A 21,646-nucleotide genomic window follows, 5' to 3' on the forward strand; every position below is an offset into this window, starting at 1 on the left:
TTCTTCAGGAATGCATCCCTGACCCCGAGCTTGGGAAAGGGGATTTCATGCCTAAGAGATGCGAGTGCGATTAAGGGCATTACAGAGCCACTTCCAGAGGTGGCTCGATAATGTCACAACGAGGTAATCCATATGCGCACTACTGGAATCCTAATGGCGGAAATTACGCTTCGCCCATATATGAAGCCGCTGCTCATCCTTTCAGTGCTTTTGCGCTGGGGCTGGCTCACTAAGAAGTGTATCCGGATCACCCCTGTAATTGGCAAACAGGCGTAAATATAAAGTTCTGCAAATGGTGTCATCAAAGCGCCATTGACAGAGTTTTATATAAGTTCGCAGACGCGGTGGTCTCGAAATTGCCGGGGAGGTATCAAAGTAAACCAGAGGATTATTCTGTATGGCTGAAAATGACAACCGCAGGCCATACCCTCCCGTCAACTTCACTGGCGAAAGCTGGTTGCCATATACCCGGCTGATTCCTGCCACAGAAATCGGCGAATGGGTTAACCAGAACATCCTCTCCGAAGGCGGACGAATCCATAACCCTGACCATACGCACTTGCTTGACGCTGATGTCGCGTTTATGTGGGCCTCTGGCTCATTCGCCAAAAGCGGCCGCATTGTGCTGGGTCAGTGTGAACAGGTAATGATGCGCGCCGGCGGCTGGCAAAAAGCCAGAATGGAGCAGCAGATGCATGAATGGTTCGGTCGCATCCCGAAGTTCATTATCACCCTGGCTGCCGACTACTGCGAGCAATGCAACGATATAGAGTTCTGCGCCCTGGTTGAGCATGAGCTCTATCACATAGCCCAGGCTACCGATGACTATGGCGCGCCGAAGTTCAACAAAGAGACCGGAATGCCGGTGCTTAAACTTCGCGGCCATGACGTCGAGGAGTTCGTCGGAGTGGTCCGGCGTTACGGCGCCAGCAAAGACGTGCAGGAAATGGTTGATGCGGCGAACAGGCGGCGGAGGTTGCTCATATCGATGTTGCCAGAGCGTGCGGGACTTGCATGCTGAAACTGGCATAAATTTGGAATGCTTTGGAAGGATGGTGATTTATGGCTGCACTAAAACCAGAAGTGAAAGCCTTCATCATTCAGATGCTTGCATGCTATGACACCCTGTCGATTGTGGTAGATGCCGTCCAAAAAACTTTCGGGATAAAAGTTACTCCTCAGCAAGTCGAATCACACGATCCGACGAAGGTTAGCGGCAAGGGATTGGCTAAGAAATGGGTGGACCTTTTCAATGCAACCCGTGACCGCTTTCTCAACGAAATCTCCGACATCCCGATCGCTAACAAGGCCTATCGCCTGCGCGTTCTGCAGCGAATGTCGACGACTGCCGAGAACATGAAGAACATCGGCATGACGGCGCAATTACTGGAGCAGGCGGCTAAAGAGGTTGGCGAAGCGTACAGCAACAAGCAAAAGGTCGAGCATACCAGCCCTGACGGCAGTATGACGCCGCGGCCAACGACGATCAGACTGGTAGGGGTAGAGCCAACAAATGGAAAGTCAGGTTGACCTACAAATTCCGGCGAAACTCGTTCCCGTATTCGCGACAGAAGGCATTCGCTATCGTGGCGCGCATGGCGGTCGTGGTTCGGCAAAGACGCGTACATTTGCGCTGATGAGCGCAGTTAAAGCGTACCAGGCAGCAGAAAGCGGATTGAGCGGCGTTATCCTTTGCGCGCGCGAGTTTATGAACTCCCTCGAAGAGTCGTCGATGGAGGAAGTTAAACAGGCGATAAGGTCAGTACCGTGGCTTGATGATTACTTCGATATTGGCGAAAAGTACATTCGCACCAAAAATCGCAATGTCAGCTATGTGTTCTGCGGCCTGCGCCACAACCTAGACAGCATAAAATCCAAGGCCCGCATTCTGGTTGCCTGGGTCGATGAGGCTGAGTCGGTATCGGCGACGGCCTGGAAGAAGCTGCGCCCGACGGTGCGTGAGCCAGGCTCTGAAATCTGGGTGACATGGAACCCGGAGAAAGACGGTAGCGCAACTGACAAGCTCTTCAGAAAGAACCCGCCGAAAAGCTCGATGATTGTCGAGATGAATTACAGCGACAATCCGTGGTTCCCGGAAGTGCTCGAAGAAGAACGCCTAGAAGACCTGGAAAACCTCGATTACGCCGATTATGCGTGGATTTGGGAAGGCGCTTATCTGGAGAACTCCGATAAGCAGGTGCTGGCGAATAAATACGTCGTGCAGAGCTTTGCTGATGACCTGTGGCAGAAAGCTGAACGGTTGCTGTTTGGTGCCGACTTCGGCTTTGCGAAAGACCCCAGCACGCTCATTCGCATGTTCATCCTCGAAAGCAACCTCTACATCGAATACGAAGCCTATGGCAATGGTGTGGAGCTCGACGATATGTGGAAGTTCTACGCTGGCAAAACCGATGCCACGACGAAACAGCTTGAAGACTGGAAGGTCACCGACGAAGCGAAATTCCCCGGCATCCCTGAAGCGCGTAAATGGCCCATCAAAGCCGATAACTCGCGACCGGAAACCATCAGCCATATCAAGGGGCAGGGCTTCAATATTGCGGCCGCCCAGAAATGGCAGGGTAGTGTTGAGGACGGCATAACCTGCCTGAGAGGATTCAAGAAAATCATCATCCATCCACGCTGCAAAGAGACTGCGAAAGAGGCTCGGCTCTACTCGTACAAAACTGACCGCACCACAGGTGAAGTCTTGCCGGTTATCGAGGACAAGAACAACCACTGCTGGGATGGCGTCCGCTACGGTCTGGATGGGTACATCAAGCGCAAGCCTCAGTCGATGGGGATGATGATTCCTAAGCGCCTTCGCTAATCAAACGGACAAACCATGACTGACAAATTAACTCTCGCCGTCAACCATGCGTTGAACGATGCGCGGATGGCGCGCGCCCGTATGGGGCTGCTGGCTCCGACTATGGGGCTGGACAATAAACGCAGCTCTGCATGGTGTGAATACGGATTCCCTGAGCAGATCACCTACGACAATCTCTACTCTCTGTACCGGCGCGGTGGGATTGCTCATGGCGCGGTAGAAAAGCTTATCGGTAAATGCTGGCAGACAAATCCGGAGATTATCGAGGGTGACGCCGACGACGAAAGCGAAGATGAAACCGCGTGGGAAAGAAAGACCAAACAGGTATTCAACAATCGATTCTGGCGCTCGTTTTCTGAGGCAGACCGGCGTCGCCTGGTAGGGCGGTATTCCGGTATTCTGCTGCACATTCGCGACAACCAGGACTGGAACCAACCGGTTACTCGCGGCCGTGGACTGGATAAAGTTACCGTCGCCTGGGCAGGCTCTCTGACTGTCGGGGAGTGGGATACGGGCCTCAACTCGAAGACCTACGGTCAACCGAAGATGTGGCAGTACGCCGAACGCCTGCCGAATGGTTCAGGCCGCCGCGTCAATATCCACCCCGATCGCGTTTTCATCCTGGGCGATTACTCAGACGACGCTATCGGCTTTCTTGAGCCCGCATATAATGCCTTTGTCAGCCTGGAAAAAGTCGAAGGCGGTTCCGGTGAATCATTCCTCAAGAACGCGGCCCGTCAGCTCAGCATTAACTTTGATAAAGAAGCCAGGCTTGAAGAGATAGCAAAAGCTTACGGTGTGGACTATAGCGAGCTAAACGAAATATATGATCGCGTCGCCCGTGAGATGAATATCGGGAATGATTCTGTTCTCATCACGCAAGGGGCGAACGTTGCTCCTATCGTAGCTGCGGTATCTGACCCGTCCCCGACCTATAACGTTAACCTGCAAACCGCCGCTGCCGGGGTAGATATCCCAACACGCATCCTGGTTGGTAATCAGCAAGCTGAACGCTCCAGCACCGAAGACCAGAAATATTTCAATTCTCGCTGTCAGTCGCGACGCGTAGACCTCGCTTTCGAGATAGAGGACTTCTGCGACAAACTGATTGACCTGAATATTATCGACTCTGTCAGCTTGAAAACTGTTATCTGGGATGACCTGAACGAGCAGAGCGGCGCGGAAAAACTCGCTAACGCCAAAGTAATGGGAGAGGTTAACCAGACCATGCAGGGCAGCGGCGAGAATCCTGCGTTCAGTCGCGAGGAAATTCGCACGGCCGCCGGTTACGAAAATGACGACGAAGAGCCGCTAGGAGAAGAGGATGGCAGCGAAGAAGACGAAGCCGCCGATTCTACCGCGTAACTATCAGGACCCGACCGGCGCCGATGCGCTGGAGCGGCGGGCGATGAAAGACTTCGCCAGGCGGATGAATAAAATCAGCAAGGCGTACAGATCAGCGCTCGACAAAATACCTTCCTCCCTCGCAGTAAACGCCAGATACGAATACCAGTTAAACCCAACGCTACTCTCCATCATCCTGAACGATGCCAGCTACCTGGTAGACCAGGTTTTGCTTGAGGGTAACGAGTACGGCTTGTGGTTTTACGAGTATGTCGATCTGGCTGCAGAGAAAGGAACGGGGCAATCGTTCGTCAACCTGAGCCAGCAGTCAGCGGCATATGCATCAGGTCGTGAATCTCTTGCGTCAATCCTTGCGAGCGAGCCCTACCAGCTCAGGATGGCTCTTGTTCACGCTCGCATGTTCGAGGAAATGAAAGGGCTTACCGCTGAAGTTAAGCGCGATATGGCGCGGGTGCTGACGGATGGTGTGGGTCGGGGTCTCAACCCGAGAGAAGTTGCTCGAAACCTGACTGAGCAAGTCGGTATCGAGAAGCGACGGGCTCACCGGATGGCGCGAACCGAAGTCACTACTGCGTTACGACGGGCCAAATGGGATGAGGACAACGAGGCGCAGGAGCTCTACGGACTGAAAACCCGCCTACTTCATATTTCAGCGCTGTCCCCGACAACTCGCCAGACACATGCGGCAAGGCACGCTCACCTGTATACCAACGAAGAAGTTCGCGAATGGTACGCACAGGGAGCGAACAGTATTAACTGCAAATGCACTCAACAATCTGTGCTCGTAGATGACAAGGGCGACCCGGTTTATCCAGATACCATCACCAAACTCAAACAGGAATACAAAACGATGCAGGCGCGCGGTTATGCCTGGTCTAAGGGGTAACTCATGCCTATTCAGGTAAACATCACTACCAGGGTAAACAGCCAGTCAATCCGTCGAGAAACCTACAACGGTCGCGACCACCTGGTGCTCCCCAGCTACACGCTGCCAGCTAACGTAGTTATGAATGGCGTGCTGTACACGGAAGATGAAATCAATGCCCATTATCAGGGGCTTGAAGGCACGCTGGCACCGCTAGGTCATCCTCAGGTTAATGGCCAGTTCGTATCTGCATTCTCTCCGGAGGGGATTAATGCAGGACATATCGGCGCATGGAATCGCAACGTTAAGAAGTCCGGTAATCGCATTTACCTTGAAAAGTGGGTTGATGTCGCCCGCGCAGAGGAATCAGAGGGTGGGCGTGAATTGCTTGAACGAGTCGAAGCCATTGAGCGCGGCGATGACGTTCCGCCGATTCATACCAGCGTGGCTGCTTTCCTCGACCAGCTTGAACCGAACGAGCAGCAGCGTGCTACCGGGGCCGAGTGGGTAGCGAAGATCCACAGCATGGACCATGACGCGATTCTCCTGCACGAAGTCGGAGCGGCCACTCCAGAGCAAGGGGTTGGCCTGATGGTTAACGCTGACATGGCGCAGCCGCTGAAAGCAAATTCTGGAGCGCTGGTAGGTGAATCTTACCGGGAGCGCGAGCAGCGCCTTGATCGGGCAGCCAAAGCCAAGTTTGCGCCGGGATCAGATGAATACGCATGGATTGCAGACTTCACTGATTCTCAGGCGGTGGTTATCCGCAACGGCGGCAAGGCTGAGGTTTACGGCTATTCCACTGAGGGTGGGAAAATCACCTTTGATGACACAGGAACTGCAGTGCAGCGGCAGGAGTCTTGGGTGGCTGTCGTTGCCAACAAGTTTAAATCCATTTTCACACCGCAGGAGCATCCTGCACCAAACCACAAAACGGAGGGCGACATGCCTTTAACCACTGAAGAGAAACAAGAGCTGATCAGCGAAATCGGTAAAGGTCTGGCCGCCAACTTCGCAGAGGCATTTAAGCCACTGACAGAAAAGGTCGACGCACTGCAGGCCAATCACAACAAACTCGCGGAAACTCTGACCGCTAACTCCCGCGCCGAAGAGAAAACGAAGCGTGAAGCGGTTGCGAAGGTCCACGGCGAAATCGTGGCTAACGCGCTTTCAGGCGAAGCGCTGGATGCGATGTTCAAATCGCTGGGTGAAGCCGCGGCCCTCGGTACTAACGCAGGTCAGCAGCATAAAGAAACCGGTGCGCCGGCAGCTGATGAACATTTCAAATAAGGAGCCACAATAATGGCACGTTATCGTCGCGTTAATATCGACGGTCAGTCTCTGTACAAGACCGAAACCAAACTCGCCGCCACCGCACTCCTTCCTGGCACCGCGGCGGTAATCAACTCTTCTGGAGCCTTTGCTCAGGCAGCAGCTCTAACTGGCCGCCTCTATATCATCGACTGCGCTTATCACCAGGGTCTTGGCATCCGTGATGCGGTGCCTGCCGGTGACTCTGCTGTGGGTAACTACGTAGAAGAGGGGCGGGAACTGGCTTTGCTCTGCGCGCCTGGTGCGTACAAGAAAGACAGCCCGATCAAGCTCGGCTCAAATGGGCAGTTCACCCTGGCAACCGCTGACACTGATTCGGTGATTGGCTACAGCCAGGATGAATTCACCATTGCTGCCAGCACTACCGAATTTATCCGCGTGCGCATGCGCGTTGGCACCGTGGCCGCTGCTGGCGAATAACAAAAGGATAACTGAATATGTATTTCTCCAAAGAGACGCTGGCGACTAACTCCCGCCTTGGTGGTCACTGGAACGAGCTGTGGGCTAACCGCAATATGTGGAACCTTCAGAACGATGCCATTATTGCCGCTAACCGCGCAATTATGACCCCGGACATGCTGGCCTGTAATGCCGTAGGCGGTTTTACTCGCGACTTCTGGGCTGAGATTGACCGCCAGGTTCTGCAACTGCGCGATCAGGAAGTTGGTATTGAGATCGTCAATGACCTGATCGGTGTGCAGACTGTCCTTTCTGTAGGCAAAACCGCGAAGCTGTATAGCGTCGTCGGCGATATCGCTGATGATGTTTCTGTTAGCATTGATGGTCAGGCTCCGTTCTCCTTCGACCATACCGAGTATGCAAGCGATGGCGACCCGATCCCGGTATTTACTGCCGGTTACGGTGTGAACTGGCGTCATGCTGCAGGTCTGAACTCTGTCGGCATTGACCTGGTGCTTGATTCGCAGATGGCGAAGATGCGCAAATTCAACCAGAAACGGGTCAGCTACTACCTGAACGGCGATGCCAACATTCAGGTTCAGTCTTATCCGGCGCAGGGCATCAAAAACCACCGCAACACCAAAAAGCTGAACCTGGGCTCAGGCGCCGGCGGCGCGAACATCGACCTGACCACTGCAGATATGGCGGCCCTGTTCACCTTCTTCGGTAAAGGTGCATTCGGCGATCTGGCTCGCGCGAACAAAGTGGCGGCATACGATGTTATGTGGGTCTCTCCTGAAATCTGGGCGAACCTTGCGCAACCGTATGTCGTCAACGGCGTGGTGAGTGGCAATGTGCTGCAGGCAGTCCTGCCGTTTGCCCCGGTTCGCGAAGTCCGTCCTACCTTCGCCCTGAGCGGAAACGAGTTCATCGCATACGTGCGCCGTCAGGATGTCATTTCTCCGCTGGTTGGCATGGCTGTTGGTGTCGTTCCTCTTCCGCGCCCACTGCCGAACGTCAACTACAACTTCCAGATTATGTCCGCCGAAGGTCTGCAAATCACCGCAGACGAGCAGGGCCTGTCTGGCGTTGTCTACGGCGCTAACCTGGCGTAAGGGGATGGCATGGCTAAATACCAGGTCATTAAGCCGTGGAATGGCGTAAGCGCTGGTCAGGTGGTTGAAATGGAGGGGTTACACCCTTCATTAAAGCCACACGTACTGCTGATTAGTGAAGGGGATTTAACACCCGCGACGCCAGAAGCCAAAACAAGCCGGAAGCGTAAAGCAGAAAGCGAAGAAGAATAGCCGCGAAAGCGGTTTTTTTATGCCCTCTACGGAGGGCTTTTCAGAGGCTAGCATGATTACCACAGAACAGGCTTCGCAATATCTTGAGTCAGTCGGTATCACGCTGCCTGACTTCATTCTCGCCGCGTTGGTTGAACAGGCTAACAGCATCCAGGAGTGTCTTGATGCCCATTACTCACCAGCAACCGCATTACTGATTCAGTCTTATCTGCTGGGGTTAATGGCGCTGGGGCAGGGTGATAAATACATATCCAGCCATACAGCGCCCAGTGGCGCTTCTGAGTCGTTCCGCTATCAGTCATTCGCTGACCGGTGGAAAGGCACACTCAATCTCCTGCGTGGTCTGGACAAATACGGATGCACGACATCGCTTATTCCTCCCGACCCAACCAATACAGCATTCGCTGGAATCTGGATAGGTAAAGGCGGCTGCATGTGCGGGAGTAAGTGATGGCGTGGGTTTCAGTTCAGCAGCGGCTGCCGCGGACGTTTTCCAGAGTGTGGGTCATGACTGATACCGGCGAGCAAACCACGGCGTATGTTAAAAGCGACGGTAAGTGGTTCATCAACTGCGAACGTATACGCGCCACAGGCGCCGTTGTGCTGCGATGGAGGGAGTAGGATATGTCAAAGGTTGCTCGCTGGTCCTACAACAAACCATGCACGCTCTGGAAAAGGATTCGAGATGCTGATGGTAGTGATACTGATGGCGGCGGCCAGCCGTATGGTTTCCAGCCACCAATAAATATCATGTGTGACTACATTGGCGGCCTTTCGTCAAAACTCAGCGAGCTGGGGCAGGGGATTGTAGTTAAAAACACCTTTTTCACAGCTTACGCTGATGCAGAAAAGGGAGATTACATCCTTATCGGTACCAGCGCGGATGCCAACCCCTACAACACCAAAGCGGACGAAATCAGGGCGTTCACACAGTGGAACGATACCCTTTATGGCGAAGAAGATGATTGGGCCATCATCACGGGAGTCTGATTATGGGCGCTAAAGTTCGTCGAGTGAATAATCTCGACAAAATCATTAAGGACGTGACACAGCGTAAAGCAATGGCCGCTGTCGCAGCTGGTTTGAACATTATCGGCATAGCCGCCGCCATTAAGACGCCCGTTGGTAAAACATCCGTGCTAATTGACTCTCAGTATCAGAATGTTGACCCCAAAGGAACGAGAATCATTGGCAGAATCGGTTATACAGCCAGGTATTCTCTTTATGTTCACGAAGCCAAAGGGACTTTAAAAGGCAAGCCGAGACCGGCGAAGCAGGGCGGCGGTAATTATTGGGACCCATCTGGCGAACCTAAATTCCTCGAAAAAACTGCTGAAGAAGAGCGCAGTAAGGTGCTGGACGCCATGAAAAGAGAGCTTAAATTATGACTCCAGCCATGTACATGCGCCTGAAAGACCTGTTTGTCTCCGAGGGTCTGACGGCAGATTTTAAGGTGCAATGGCGGCAATGGCGTGACACCGGCAAAGACGCCGATCAGTTCATCGTGTTCCGGCCGTCCGGCGGTACCAATATCGAGTACGACCGCGGCGGCGACTGGTATGTGATGGTTGATGTCGTTTCCTCGAAAGCGAATCCTGATGCTGCGGACGCCGCGGTGAACGCCATCGTCGAGTATATCAGCGCGCAATCGGGTGCCGATGAATGCGTTGGCGCGCTGAGCCTTGTCGGCAATGTTCCGGCGGCAATTCCCACCGAAGAGGGCCGGTTAGTAACCCGGCTGCTCGTCTCCTGCACATACGGGGAGTAAGCATGATTTACCCATTCGATGCGTCCTATGCTCAGGAAGTACTGAGAAAACATTATCAGTATGCGGATGTCCTCGCTAATCCCCGCGAAAGTCTTGCTGCAAAAGCGGCTGGGCTCATTGCTCATGACGGACACCTCTCGAAATGGGATGGCGATAAAAGCACGTCTGAAATTCGCAGGGAGTTGTCGAGAAACGCCAAAGATATAGAATCCCGAGCGGCTTAAATCGTAATAAATAACCCATCAGGCTGCCATCAGGCGGCCTTTTTTATTTGAGAGGTACACATGCAAGGCTGTGCTAATGATACCGGCAAGCTGATTGGTAAGGTGGCCGTGCTACGCATGGCTATGGGCTGTGCTGATACCGTTCCGGCCCTTTCCGAATGGAAACGCCTGGGCGCGCTGACCACGAAAGGTTTCGACTACTCCATGAATACCGTCACCTCTGAGGCTGACGATACGAAGGGGCTGGTTGAGAACCTGGTCAACAACATGGACTTTACCATCTCCGGCGAAGGTGAATTCCGTAAGCAGGATAAAACGACGGAAGTCGGCGCCATCGCCATCTCGAAATATATTTTCGATGAAGTGCAGGCCGGCCGGCAGCCGACGGTCTGGGTCCGCTTCGACTTTGTAGGAGAGGATGCCGGGACCTACATCATGGGGTATTTCAACACCACCTCATGGTCTGGCGACTTCGGCACTTCCGATATCTCCACTTTCTCCGGTGAGTGGAAAGTCTGCGATGCCGATACCGTCGTGTTTGAGGTGGCTGGCCCGGCGCTGTCGTTCACCACGAACCTGACGGCGACCAAATCCGTTGCGGCCGGTTCTGCACTTAACATGCCGGTAGTGGTTGAAGGCGGTACCTCGCCATACACCTACGTCTGGAAGAAAGACGGTTCGGTTGTCAGCGGGCAAACAACGGCGACCTTCAACAAGGCTAGCGCCGTGTCTGGTGACGCGGGGGTTTACACCTGTGAGGTCACCGACTCCTCTGCGACGCCAGTGAAAATTACCTCAGTGGCGTGCACGGTCACAATCAGCTAACCGCCAGGGTATTTCGTGAATAGTACAAAGGGCGTTCTGCGCCCTTGATACTGTTTATGGAGCGACTATGACCCCCATTAAAGAATTAGGCGAATGCCTTATCAGTACTAATGACCGGGAATATTTTTTCCGGCCGTCATTCCGAAACATGGCGCGCATCGGCGAGCCTGCTGAAATCGTCCAGACGTTTTATGACCTGTGCAATGACGAGGCTACTCCGTTGATTCAGCGCGCTGCTCAGACCTATATCCGCGACGAGTACAGCCGCCTTCCTGATTGCGTGTTGCAATATATCCAGAGCGGACTGCTGACCCGCAAAGCCATAATGGCAGCGCATACGGTGCTTACGGCGTGCTGCGATGACGACATTGGCGCGCTGGTTGGTTGGATGAAGCCTGGGAAGACCCGTAAGCGTGGCTTTGTCTGGCGCCCGGGCAGCATGCCGCCGGAGAATATGGTCATCATCGCGCGAAACCTGATGATGCACGGCATCGTCGGCAAGGCGAAGGTGCGTAAGCTTCAGCGCTACGAAACGAACGAGACCACCTCGGAATTCCGCGCAACCGACTACATCATGGCGGCCCGCAATCACTTCGGCATAAGCCGGGAGGAGGCTGAGAACCTGACGATGACGGAATTCAGCTTAATGCTCAACGCCAAATACCCGAACCAGAAAGGCTTTACTCGCGAAGAGTACGACACAGTGATGGACGAAGACGATCGGCGCTGGCAGGCGATGATGTCTCAGCAGAATACGTGACAAACCCCAAGAAGAATTATTCCCAGCACTAACCGAATATCAGCCTAGCAAACGCGAGGCTTTTTTGTATCCGTAGTAAACCTCCGCGCGTCGCAGCGCATATAAAACCCGAGTCTTTCAGAAAGTTGAGCCTGAGGAACGCCGTATAGGTGCGGACCTTCTCGGGGCGGCGTTTCTGTGCGAACAGGCTCATCTTTCTAAAGGAAATACCGACATGGCATACCCAACAGTAATTAATGGATTGGACTTTCGTGACCTTATTTTTGTTGCTGATAATGACCCGGTAACTGATTCGTTTATGGTGGCACAAGCATTTGGCAAGCGCCCTGATAACGTAATTCGTGATATTGAGAAGACCATCAAGGCATGCCCGGACGAGTTTGATACAAAACTCAACTTTGAGGTTTGCTATAAAAACAATGAGTTGCAGAATGGAAAACCTCAGAAGTTCTATCGACTCCGCAAAGATGGGTTGATGCTTTTGGTTATGTCCTACACCAAAAAAGAGGCGATGCGCATCAAGATCGCCTACATCAACGCCTTCAACTGGATGTACGCAATGCTTCAGGTTGGCCGTCGGCAGTTTGAAGAAGAGCGTAACGCCGTGATGCTTGAGTTCATGAAAGAGAAGGATGTTGCCAGCATGTCAGGTCGCTTGCTGCGCCGGTGGGGGAAAGAGAAGAAGCCGCAGTTGCTTTCCCGCATTGAGCATCTGGACAAGCAAGGCCAGTTGGCATTGCCTGGTTTTCCTGGAGCAATTGCCGAGTTATAAAAGCCAAGAAATTGTTGTTTTTGAATAGCCCACCTGCGTGGGCTTTCATCTGGAGATGATCATGTACCTTCACATCACTTTAAACTCAGGCCGAACGATGCACGGCGGCCTTGCTACTCAGTCCATTATCGAAGTCTATGATGTTTCCCTTGGGGTTGGATCTGCATGCAAAGGAGATGACGACAACGCTCACCCGGTGGTGTTATGGCGCTCGGCAGGGAATAAGGATGCTGAGGGGTTAATTTTCCTTCATGAGTCGGATACTGCCGTCGTCAAATCTACAGACGGAACCGTGCTTCATGAATGGCATGGAGCAAAAAGCCATAAGCAGAAAAGAGAGGGTTAACCTCAGCCATAAATCACCTTTCAGTCCGCTTTGTCGTATCTCCGCATCCCTGCTAATCTGTCGAAAACAAACCAATGGGGATAGGGATATGAAAAAGGTTTTATTGGCTGTGGCGTTAACGGCTTCTTCGTTTGTCATTGCTGGATGCGCACCAAAACCACCTTCTCAAGTGGCGATATCAACTGCAAATTACGGAACATTGCCGAACGACTATCAGCAGCAAATTAAAAATCATATGGCATCCATCCTGAAAGATCCTGAGTCAGCTCGATATACGTTTGAACCTCCATTCAAAGGTTATTCGCAAGATGGCTCCCTTTCTTCGACGAGCGGAGGCGTAACGTATGGTCAGATCGTTGGCGTGCAGGTTAATGCCAAAAACAGTTATGGTGGATACACAGGAAACCAGCTGTATGTATTCATGTTTTCCAATGGAGTCATGTACGACTCTACGGCAAACTTCCAATACGGTCGCGTAAAGCGCGCGCCGTAAAGAAAAATTAAATAATAAGAACCTCGCTTCGGCGGGGTTTTTTATTGCCTGGAGAAAGGTCATGGCAGAAAACGCTGGCGGTATTTATTATGACATTGAAATGGATGTACGCGGTCTGCTGACTTCCCAGCAGCGTGTAAATCAGCGCCTTGATCTGATGGAGCGTGGCTTTGATAAAACAACACGTTCTATTGATACTACAGAGCGATCGATGTCGAGTTTATCGCGCGTAGCTGTTGGACTTACTGCTGCGCTTTCCGTTCAGCAGGTGGCTGAATATGCTGATGCATGGGCGACCGTAAACAATAAACTCTCAAACTCAGTAAGGCCGACAGAACAATTAGCTGATGTAACTCAGCGTGTATTTGATGTTACTCAGGCAACCAGAAGCAGCCTTGATGCTACGGCAACACTTTACGCCAGACTGGAAAGAGGGACGCGGCAGTACAATACGTCGGCTGCAGATCTGGCCAAGCTCACGACAATCATTAACCAGGGGTTTGTTGTTTCCGGTGCCACAGCTCAGGAGGCTGAGAACGCTATTATTCAGCTATCCCAGGGTATCGCATCTGGCGTTCTGAGGGGGGAAGAATTCAACTCAGTAGCCGAGCAAGGCAGCCGTCTGATGGTTGCACTGGCAGATTCTTTGGGGGTTTCCATTGGTCAGTTACGAGCAATGGCTGCGCAAGGTAAGCTAACCACAGATGTAGTAGTCAAGGGGTTATTATCTCAGGGGGCAGTGATAGGGGAGGAATTTGCTAATACTACCACTACGATCAGCCAGGCCCTGCAGGTTGCTGGAAACAACATCACGAAGTTTTTCGGTGAGAATTCCACGGTAAAAACAGGGGCAGCAATTTTCAGTGATGCCGTCGTTACTATCAGTGAAAACATCGGTGGACTTAGCGCACTGTTAACGGGTGTCGCTGCCATTATGGGTAGTCGATATGTTGGCGCCTTAACTATGGCCACTGCGGCTAAAATCAAAGCAGCGGCTGCATCTCGCACGCTGTCAGCAGAAGAGTCATTAGCAGCCCAAGCTGCTGCAAATAAAGCAGCGGCAGACCTCAGGGCTGCAGCGGTTGCAAAAGAACGGGCCTTGGATGAAATACGGCTCGCAGAAATGATGCGGCTTACGGCTATCAGTGAAGCCAATGTGACGGCGGCCGAACAGAGGTTGTCTGCTGCCAGGGTCGTGGCTGCTGGTTCAGTTGATAATTACAATCGTGCATTGGCAGCTAATAAAGCCGCGCAGTTAGCGCTTTCATCTGGTGCAGGTCTTGCTAGCCGAGCTCTTGGGTTAATCGGTGGGCCAGTTGGCGCTGCAGTGCTTGCAGCAAGCGCAATCCTCTATTTTTCTCAGCGTGCGAAAGAAGCCAGGAATGATGCCAATGCCTTGGCTGATAGCGTTAATGAGCTGAGTTCTAAATTCCAGACCATGTCGAATACAGAACTCGCGGCGACGATAGGGAAGTTAAGCCAGAGCCTACCTGAGTTAAGCGATGCCGTATCTGATGCACAAAAGGAATTTAATGATGCGACATCCGCTGTCCAGCGCCAGCAGAGAGAAATTGCAAACTGGGGTACAAATACAACGAGAGGGAGGCAGGCTGCTGAGGCACTTGGTGGCGCACAGGATAATCTGGCAATAGCCACCCTTGAGCTGGAAAAGGCTCAGAACAGACTAAGCCAGACCCAAAACGCCATTAATATTGGCCGCGCTACGTTAAACGGAACCATGAAGCAAGGTATTGATCTGCTTCGCAGGGATGGACAGGAAGCGGGGGTAGCGGCCGGAATGATGGGTAAGTTGGGGGATATGATTAATTTTGCTGCCAAAGCAAAAGACAAATTCAACTCCAGCAGCCTCATGGTCGAACGCCCTAAAGATGTTCAGGAATACCTCGATAAGTTACAGGATCAGGTCACACTTCAGAGTGAACTTAACGACAGAAAGAGAGCGCAATTAAAGGCTGAGCAGGACATCAGAAAGCTTGGTGGTACAGATGCTGATGTTAACCTTGCCCGGGACAGGGCAGCCGCTGAATTTGACGCTCAACAGGCGCAGCAAAACAACAAAAAGGCTACCAAGGAAGCAACCGCGGAGGCCAAGAAAGCTGAAACTCAAGAACAACGTAACGTGAAAGTTCTTGAAGAATATAGACAAAAAGCAAATTTATCAGCTGACTCAACGAGCGATCTTTCACGCGAACAGGCGATACTTGCAGCAAAGCAAAAGTTAACAAATGCCACACCACGGCAGATTGCACAGGTTGAGCGTGATGCTGCAGCCGCTTGGGATAAAGCCGCTGCGTTGAAGGCTCAGAATGCAGTACCAATCTTAAAAGAGAATGCTGATTACGCCGCACAGCGAAAGGCGCTTGATAGCTTGAAAGACCAGAGAGATGTCAATGGTCAATTAATACTCTCGCAGGAACAATACAATCAGGCCAGTGAACAACTTGAGCAGAAGCATCAGGTTAGTCTAGCGAAAATAAGGGCCAGTCAGGTTGTAACCCCTCTACAAGAGGGGAGAGGGGAAGTTGACCCGGTTCAGCGGCTTGCCAACCAGCACGCCCAAGAGTTGGCGCTTATCCAACAGTTTGAAACCCAAAAGGGGCAGATCACTGCTAACGGACTTGCGCTGATGAACGCTGCTAATACTCAGTACGAGCAGCAGAGGGTTGCGGCTCAGTGGGCGCTGTTCACGCAACAGAGCGTTGGTTATGAGGCTCTTGGTGCTGCGGTCGATGCATTTGGTAGTCAGGCCTCCAATGCATTAACGGGCGTGATAACCGGCAGCATGTCGGCTAACGACGCACTCCGCTCAATCGGCAATACCATTCTGAATGACGTCATCAACACGTTCGTACAGATGGGGATGCAGCAGGCCAAATCAGCAATTATGGGTGCAACTGCTCAGAATGCCGCAATCGCTACTACGACAGCGGCGCAGGTCAGCTCTTTGGCAACTACGACCGCAGCCAGTACATCGTCAGCAGCGGCGACGACAGCGGCGTGGACGCCAGCAGCACTTGTTGCGTCGATCGGCTCCTTCGGTGGTGCTGTAGCGATAGGTCTCGGTGCTTTGATAGCCGCTCTTGCTGTTGGCTCTTCGCTTGCCGGTAAGCGCAAGAATGGCGGCCCGGTATCCGCCGGCTCAATGTACCAGGTAGGTGAGGGCGGGATGCCTGAAATCTATAAGGCCAGCAATGGCAGCCAGTACATGATCCCCGGCGATAACGGTTCAGTCATCAGCAATAAGGATTTGCGCGGTTCTGGCGGGGGTGGTTTAAACGTTCAGGTAGTGATCAACAATCAGGTATCTAACGCCCAACCTCAGTATATGGGAGCCACTCAGAATGACGGGAATTATGTTCTTGAGTTCCTGATTTCTGATGCAGAGCGTAACGGACCGTATATCAGTACGCTACAATCGACGCTTGGCGTATCTCGCAGAGCAAATGGAGATTTTTAATGGAAGACAACCTTTTTTCTGGACCTGATTTTGCTAAGAAGATCAGTGACATCATGGACACATTGTTTGCTGAAAGTGATAGAGGATGTGTGCTAGTAGCCTCAAGTATGATAGAGGAAGGATTGCTCGAATTAATTTCATCTTTTTTGCTTCCACCCCTTAACTCAAAAGACGAGTTATTTCATGGTCCGTCAGCGCCTTTTGCCTCGCTTGAATCAAGGATTTCTGCAGCATATAGGCTTGGGTTGATAAGAAAATCTGTAGCGGTCAGTCTTGGTATTTTCCGTAAAATCAGAAACGAGTTCGCTCACAGAATCGAAACTATTAGCTTCGATAATCAAAGTTGCATCAACAGGCTTAATGAAATTTACAGACTTTCGCCAGAAATATCAGGATACCTTGATGATTTGGGAAAAAGAACAAGCAATCATCCATTGCCAATAAGGTTGAAGTTCATTTTATTTTTTGCAAGTAACATAGCCGCAATAAAAACTGTAAAGTCAGAAGTGACTCAGATAATCCCGTTAGACGATCCTGAACAATAAACCAACCCGCTCCGGCGGGTTTTTTAATGCCCGGAGGAAACGTGGCAACAGTTTCATACCCGGTTAACCTGCCGCTTCCTCAGCGCGCAGACCAGAACATGACGCAGGACACAGCCTGGCAGACGACGACGCCGGCAGTCGGCCCCGTTATCTTCACGCCGCTAACTACCGACCTGAAATCGACCTGGTCGCTGCAGTGGAAATTCACATTGCAGCAGGCGGAGCGGTTTAAGTCCTGGCTGCGTTCGCCGACGTATTGCGACCGTGGCCGAAACTGGTTCCAGATGTCGATCGACCTCGGAGACACACAAGGCGTGCAGCTGCAGACCCTGCATTTCATCAGTATGCCGGTGCAGACCAGCAAAAACGGGAACATCGTCACCTGGACCGCTAGCGTCATCTGTAACGGCATTGAGGACATCACCGAGGACTACGACGACTGGATTGTTGAGGCGCCAGAGAACTACGGCTACTGGCTGGATTATCTGGTCACTGCTGTTATGCCGAGGGCTGACTAATGCCGACATTGAGAGAGTGGAAGGAGCGCCGGCCGGCGAGCGATATCAAACAGACGGTCGAGTTTTATCACCCGGCGTTCGGTTATTACCGCGTCGTGAATAAGTTGTTTCGCGAGGCGACGTTCGGCGGGAATGTATACCAGCCGGCGGCCTTCAGCATCGTAGAGCCCACGCAGGACGGTTCGGCAATCATCTCGATGGCGATTACGTTCCTGCAGGGGGCGGAAGAGGTCAGGAGCACGCTGAAAAGCTGGAAGGGCGCCGCACGTATGACGCCGATAACCTGCAAATACCAGCAGTGGAATGCAGTCGGCGATGCTGAGCCGATGAAGACCGGGTCACTGTTTGTGAAAGACGTCGGCGTCGACGGCAGCAACGTCACAGTTAATTCTGGCAAGACCAACCCGCTGACGCTGGCCAACCCCATTATTTACACCACGAAAGACTACCCTGGGCTGATTACCGTATGACGCAGAGCGAATTTATCGGGCTGGTTAATGGCAAGCCCTGGGCTAACCGCGCCTGCACTTTCGGCCAGTTGGATTGCTGGGGCCTCGTTGTTTTGTATTACCGGCATGTTCTGGGGCTGGAGCTGCATCACGTCGCCGGGTACGAATCAGGCGCGAACTTCATCACATGCTACGAAGAAGAGTTCGAACACTGGCGCCGGGTTCCTGTGCCGGTTTCCGGCTGCCTTGCGGTGTTCTATTACGGCAATCAGCCAGCTCACGTCGGCGTGATGATTAACCCGGGAAAATGTCTGCACTCCCGCGGCGAGTTCGGTTTTGTCCGCACGGACAGCACCGTCATCCTTCAGAAAATCTATAACAAAGTGGAGTATCTGGTGCATGGTTCGATATGAGCTGCAGCGCCTGCCGGGCGCTCCCAAGCAACGCGGCACAGCCGAGGCTGGCACGCCTCTGGTGAACTTGCTCGACGGCCTGAAGCTGCATAACAATGTCGTGATTAAGCTCAATGGCCGCAAACTGGATGATGATTTCGACCTGTCCTGTCCGCTGCGCTCTGGCGACGTCGTTGCGATATTTGACCAGCCAGAAGGTGGCGGCCTGATAAAGACGCTTCTTAACCCGATAGAGCATCTTAACCCGATCCGATTCACCAAGAAGGTGCTGGCGGGAATCACCGGGCAACAGACGGCGTCTTCGCCTTCTATCTCAACGGGCGAATCACCGAATAACGATGCCACAGGACAGACAAACCGCGCACGACTCTATAAAGGGCGCCCGAACATTTACGGCCAGTGCCGGGTCTTTCCTGACCTGATTCAGCAAGCACTGTTTGAGTTTATCGACAACAACAAATACATCACCGAGTGGTTTGAGGTCGGCTACGGGAAATACACCATTTCCTCTGTCCGTTACTCAGAATCGAACCTCGGCAGCCTGGCCGGTGCCAGCTATCAGACATTTGACCCGGGCGTGACGATCGGGACTATCGATGTCGGGTACCAGTTTGACGACGTCGATAATGAAGAGGTTCCTGGCCTGAACGAAAGCGAGGATTTCCCGGCACAGACCGCGACGACCACAGCGCCTACGGCAATGGTGATAGAGAGCAACCAGCTCAAGGCGACGGTGCTCTCGAACGATGACAATTTCACGTACTTCGCCGCGCTGGCCGTTCCGCATCCGGTGACGTTCGTGATTAATGCGACCTGGAACTCCGGCGGCAGCACAGTAACCCGTAACGTGACCGGCAGCAGCAATATCGTCTATTCGGAAAGTTTCATCGGCGAAGACACCCTGTCATACACCACGTTTTATCTCGGTGACATGACCGGGGAAATCACCACGCTGCCGGCAGACGCAACCATCAACCTGACGCTGTTCACTCTGAACGACCAGACCCCTCTTGTTATAGGCCCGTCGGTATCTCCGATTGAGTCATCTCAGGTTTGGGTTCACGTCATGGTTCAGCTCGGAGCGACTGCCGGCACGTCACGGTACCGGATCAGGTTCTGGAAGGTTGACGACAGTAACAACCAGATACCGGGCACATCCGAGCAGTACGATTATTTCTTCGATAACGACTTCCAGGTGACAACCCGGTATTTTCGGACATCACACAAATATACCCCGGCTGCCGGCGCTGGTCGGTATGCTGTGACGATTGAGCGCCTGGATAACAGCAATGACGGCAACGTTGTCACGCTGATGGCGATCCATGCGGTCAATACGCGTGAAAACGTGGTCTATGCTGACGACACTATCGCCAAAGTCACCATAAAGGGACCGAACAACAGCAACAGTAACCGAGAGCAGAAATACAATATGCTAGCGCAGCGCCATACCATCAGTTATGACCGCGCAACCGGTCAGATTGACTATTCGCTGCGTCCGAGCCGCTCGTTTGCTGATGCTGCGCTGCACGAGTGGATAGTCATCGGTAAGCAGGACGTTTCGAGCATCGATGTAGCGACTCTGTACGCAATTGCTGACTCGATAACCGTTCCGGAGTTGTGTTACTTCGATTACACCTTCTCAGACGAAAAGTTATCTCTCGGCGAGCGCATCAAAACAATCTGCAATGTGGCCCGCGTCGACGGGAATAACATCGGTGATGTGTTGACGTTCTGGCGTGATGAGAAAGTAGCTAACCCGGATGCGGTCTTCGCGCGCTCAAACATGTTCTGGGACGAGTACAAAGTGACATGGACAATGTCTCTGCCAGGAGGGTATGACGGTGTCACGCTGGATTACGTCGACCCGCTCACCAATAAAAAATCGTACATCTATCTGCAGATTGACCAGGGCGGGATAACTGAAGTCGATGACGCGACCATCAACGCGTTACAAATCAGTCTTGACGGCTGTCGTAATAAAACGCAGGCGGAGGACCGGGCGTGGCTTGAGGCTCGCCGTGTTCTCTACTCTCGCCTGGGTATGACCGTGAAGGTCCTGGAATCGACGCAGGTTATCCGCGGCACCGTGGTTCAGTGTCCTGACATGTACGATAACAAACAGCAGAACGGCTATATCACCGCGCGTAACGGAGATGTGTTCAGCACTTCTGAGCGCATAGATTTCTCGTTCGGCGATATGTGGGTGGTGATGACCGATAGCCTCGGCAATTACCGCGGGCGCTGGCGCGCATACCCCGTAACCGGAAATCCTAAAGCGTTTCAGGCTACAGCTGATGCTTTCGACCTGAACATTTATGACCGGACGACGGTGCAGAACGCCAGCCGCTATTTCATCGCTACCAGCACGGAGCTTAACTCTACCATCTGGCGCGTCGAAACAGCCAAACCAAACGGCGACGACACCCAGACATTAACCCTCTCTGAATATTCAGATCTGATTTATCCGTAACACACAGCAGTAATTACCAACCTTAGCGCACGCCATCAGATTCATTTCTGCGGGTTTCGTGCGCCTTTTATATAGGGCGACAAGCACATGGCAGAATTACCAACGCCAACGCAAAAGACGGTACCGAGTGATGATATTCGTGACCATGTTTATGCGGGTGGAATGCTGGATAAAGTTGTTACCAGCACTGATTTGACCTACACAGATCGCCTTGGAGGTGAGCATTACACCGTCGACGGCATCAAGGCTGAAGCCGATGCAGTAGTGAAGGAGGCGCAGGACAGTATCACCATTCTGGGCCTGCCGTTTACCACCCTGGCGGAAGCTCAGGTCGCCGCCGATGAGGGGAAAATTCCCGAAGGAGCGGTTACCTGGGTGCGAAATGCAGGTGATGCTTCGCTGGCTGACGAGTACATCAACAACGGCGGTACGCTGGAGGCGACAGGGCGCAAAATGCCGTCATATGAGTTGATTGAACCGCTGATCAACC

Annotated in this window: 24 protein-coding genes and 2 pseudogenes; all 26 read left to right on the top strand. The window is 52.7% G+C overall.

Annotation, left to right across the window (positions count from 1 at the left end):
* The first annotated feature begins 397 nt into the window (after positions 1 to 397).
* A pseudogene (locus ACI2JR_RS25480) lies at positions 398 to 1,032 on the top strand (putative metallopeptidase).
* A 30-nt stretch (positions 1,033 to 1,062) separates the two neighbouring features.
* Positions 1,063 to 1,530, top strand: coding sequence for a DUF2280 domain-containing protein (locus ACI2JR_RS25485; RefSeq protein ID WP_462479773.1), 468 nt, complete (start codon positions 1,063 to 1,065; stop codon positions 1,528 to 1,530).
* Complete coding sequence (locus ACI2JR_RS25490; RefSeq protein WP_462479774.1) at positions 1,514 to 2,827, top strand: PBSX family phage terminase large subunit; 1,314 nt, start codon at positions 1,514 to 1,516, stop codon at positions 2,825 to 2,827. Before ACI2JR_RS25485 ends, ACI2JR_RS25490 begins: the two co-directional genes overlap by 17 nt.
* Before the next feature lie 15 nt (positions 2,828 to 2,842).
* Positions 2,843 to 4,192: an anti-CBASS protein Acb1 family protein gene (locus tag ACI2JR_RS25495; protein WP_462479775.1), complete on the top strand. Its 1,350-nt coding sequence runs from the start codon at positions 2,843 to 2,845 to the stop codon at positions 4,190 to 4,192.
* Positions 4,152 to 5,078 carry a phage minor head protein gene (locus ACI2JR_RS25500; protein WP_462479776.1) on the top strand — a complete coding sequence of 309 codons (927 nt, stop codon included), beginning with the start codon at positions 4,152 to 4,154 and terminating at the stop codon, positions 5,076 to 5,078. Before ACI2JR_RS25495 ends, ACI2JR_RS25500 begins: the two co-directional genes overlap by 41 nt.
* Before the next feature lie 3 nt (positions 5,079 to 5,081).
* Complete coding sequence (locus ACI2JR_RS25505) at positions 5,082 to 6,347, top strand: hypothetical protein (RefSeq protein WP_462479777.1); 1,266 nt, start codon at positions 5,082 to 5,084, stop codon at positions 6,345 to 6,347.
* A 12-nt stretch (positions 6,348 to 6,359) separates the two neighbouring features.
* Entirely contained in the window at positions 6,360 to 6,809 is a 450-nt protein-coding gene (locus tag ACI2JR_RS25510; protein ID WP_375214645.1) for a gp53 minor capsid family protein, read from the top strand.
* Between the two features lie 17 nt (positions 6,810 to 6,826).
* Positions 6,827 to 7,903: a major capsid protein gene (locus ACI2JR_RS25515; protein WP_462479778.1), complete on the top strand. Its 1,077-nt coding sequence runs from the start codon at positions 6,827 to 6,829 to the stop codon at positions 7,901 to 7,903.
* Positions 7,904 to 7,912: 9 nt separating this feature from the next.
* Positions 7,913 to 8,095 carry a glycoprotein gene (locus tag ACI2JR_RS25520; RefSeq protein WP_462479779.1) on the top strand — a complete coding sequence of 61 codons (183 nt, stop codon included), beginning with the start codon at positions 7,913 to 7,915 and terminating at the stop codon, positions 8,093 to 8,095.
* Between the two features lie 52 nt (positions 8,096 to 8,147).
* The gene (locus ACI2JR_RS25525; protein ID WP_462479780.1) at positions 8,148 to 8,546 is read left to right on the top strand and encodes a hypothetical protein; all 399 of its coding nucleotides are present in this window, start codon (positions 8,148 to 8,150) and stop codon (positions 8,544 to 8,546) included.
* Positions 8,547 to 8,719: 173 nt separating this feature from the next.
* Positions 8,720 to 9,085 (top strand): hypothetical protein, encoded by a 366-nt coding sequence (locus ACI2JR_RS25530; protein ID WP_462479781.1) that lies wholly within the window; start codon positions 8,720 to 8,722, stop codon positions 9,083 to 9,085.
* 2 nt (positions 9,086 to 9,087) lie between these two features.
* Positions 9,088 to 9,483 (top strand): HK97 gp10 family phage protein, encoded by a 396-nt coding sequence (locus ACI2JR_RS25535; protein WP_462479782.1) that lies wholly within the window; start codon positions 9,088 to 9,090, stop codon positions 9,481 to 9,483.
* On the top strand, positions 9,480 to 9,863 hold the full coding sequence (locus ACI2JR_RS25540) for a hypothetical protein (RefSeq protein WP_462479783.1): 384 nt from the start codon (positions 9,480 to 9,482) through the stop codon (positions 9,861 to 9,863). The genes ACI2JR_RS25535 and ACI2JR_RS25540 overlap by 4 nt, the downstream gene beginning before the upstream one ends.
* A 2-nt stretch (positions 9,864 to 9,865) precedes the next feature.
* Positions 9,866 to 10,087: a hypothetical protein gene (locus ACI2JR_RS25545; protein WP_462479784.1), complete on the top strand. Its 222-nt coding sequence runs from the start codon at positions 9,866 to 9,868 to the stop codon at positions 10,085 to 10,087.
* Positions 10,088 to 10,147: 60 nt separating this feature from the next.
* A complete protein-coding gene (locus ACI2JR_RS25550) occupies positions 10,148 to 10,912 on the top strand; it encodes an immunoglobulin domain-containing protein (RefSeq protein ID WP_462479785.1) in 765 nt (254 codons plus the stop codon).
* Between the two features lie 67 nt (positions 10,913 to 10,979).
* Entirely contained in the window at positions 10,980 to 11,672 is a 693-nt protein-coding gene (locus ACI2JR_RS25555) for a DUF6246 family protein (protein ID WP_462479786.1), read from the top strand.
* Positions 11,673 to 11,886: 214 nt separating this feature from the next.
* A complete protein-coding gene (locus ACI2JR_RS25560; protein ID WP_462479787.1) occupies positions 11,887 to 12,444 on the top strand; it encodes a Rha family transcriptional regulator in 558 nt (185 codons plus the stop codon).
* A 61-nt stretch (positions 12,445 to 12,505) separates the two neighbouring features.
* Complete coding sequence (locus tag ACI2JR_RS25565; RefSeq protein WP_462479788.1) at positions 12,506 to 12,790, top strand: hypothetical protein; 285 nt, start codon at positions 12,506 to 12,508, stop codon at positions 12,788 to 12,790.
* A gap of 88 nt (positions 12,791 to 12,878) precedes the next feature.
* Positions 12,879 to 13,283: a hypothetical protein gene (locus ACI2JR_RS25570; RefSeq protein ID WP_462479789.1), complete on the top strand. Its 405-nt coding sequence runs from the start codon at positions 12,879 to 12,881 to the stop codon at positions 13,281 to 13,283.
* Positions 13,284 to 13,344: 61 nt separating this feature from the next.
* A complete protein-coding gene (locus ACI2JR_RS25575) occupies positions 13,345 to 16,761 on the top strand; it encodes a tape measure protein (RefSeq protein ID WP_462479790.1) in 3,417 nt (1,138 codons plus the stop codon).
* Entirely contained in the window at positions 16,761 to 17,306 is a 546-nt protein-coding gene (locus ACI2JR_RS25580) for a hypothetical protein (RefSeq protein ID WP_462479791.1), read from the top strand. The genes ACI2JR_RS25575 and ACI2JR_RS25580 overlap by 1 nt, the downstream gene beginning before the upstream one ends.
* A gap of 41 nt (positions 17,307 to 17,347) precedes the next feature.
* Positions 17,348 to 17,824, top strand: coding sequence for a hypothetical protein (locus ACI2JR_RS25585; RefSeq protein ID WP_462479792.1), 477 nt, complete (start codon positions 17,348 to 17,350; stop codon positions 17,822 to 17,824).
* A complete protein-coding gene (locus ACI2JR_RS25590) occupies positions 17,824 to 18,294 on the top strand; it encodes a hypothetical protein (RefSeq protein ID WP_462479793.1) in 471 nt (156 codons plus the stop codon). Before ACI2JR_RS25585 ends, ACI2JR_RS25590 begins: the two co-directional genes overlap by 1 nt.
* Positions 18,291 to 18,686: an NlpC/P60 family protein gene (locus tag ACI2JR_RS25595; RefSeq protein ID WP_462479794.1), complete on the top strand. Its 396-nt coding sequence runs from the start codon at positions 18,291 to 18,293 to the stop codon at positions 18,684 to 18,686. Before ACI2JR_RS25590 ends, ACI2JR_RS25595 begins: the two co-directional genes overlap by 4 nt.
* Positions 18,673 to 21,156, top strand: coding sequence for a host specificity factor TipJ family phage tail protein (locus ACI2JR_RS25600; RefSeq protein ID WP_462479795.1), 2,484 nt, complete (start codon positions 18,673 to 18,675; stop codon positions 21,154 to 21,156). Before ACI2JR_RS25595 ends, ACI2JR_RS25600 begins: the two co-directional genes overlap by 14 nt.
* 87 nt (positions 21,157 to 21,243) lie before the next feature.
* A pseudogene (locus ACI2JR_RS25605) lies at positions 21,244 to 21,646 on the top strand (SGNH/GDSL hydrolase family protein); the annotation flags it as partial.

The organism is Klebsiella sp. NPDC088457, assembly GCF_044900465.1.
GTDB lineage: Bacteria > Pseudomonadota > Gammaproteobacteria > Enterobacterales > Enterobacteriaceae > Klebsiella.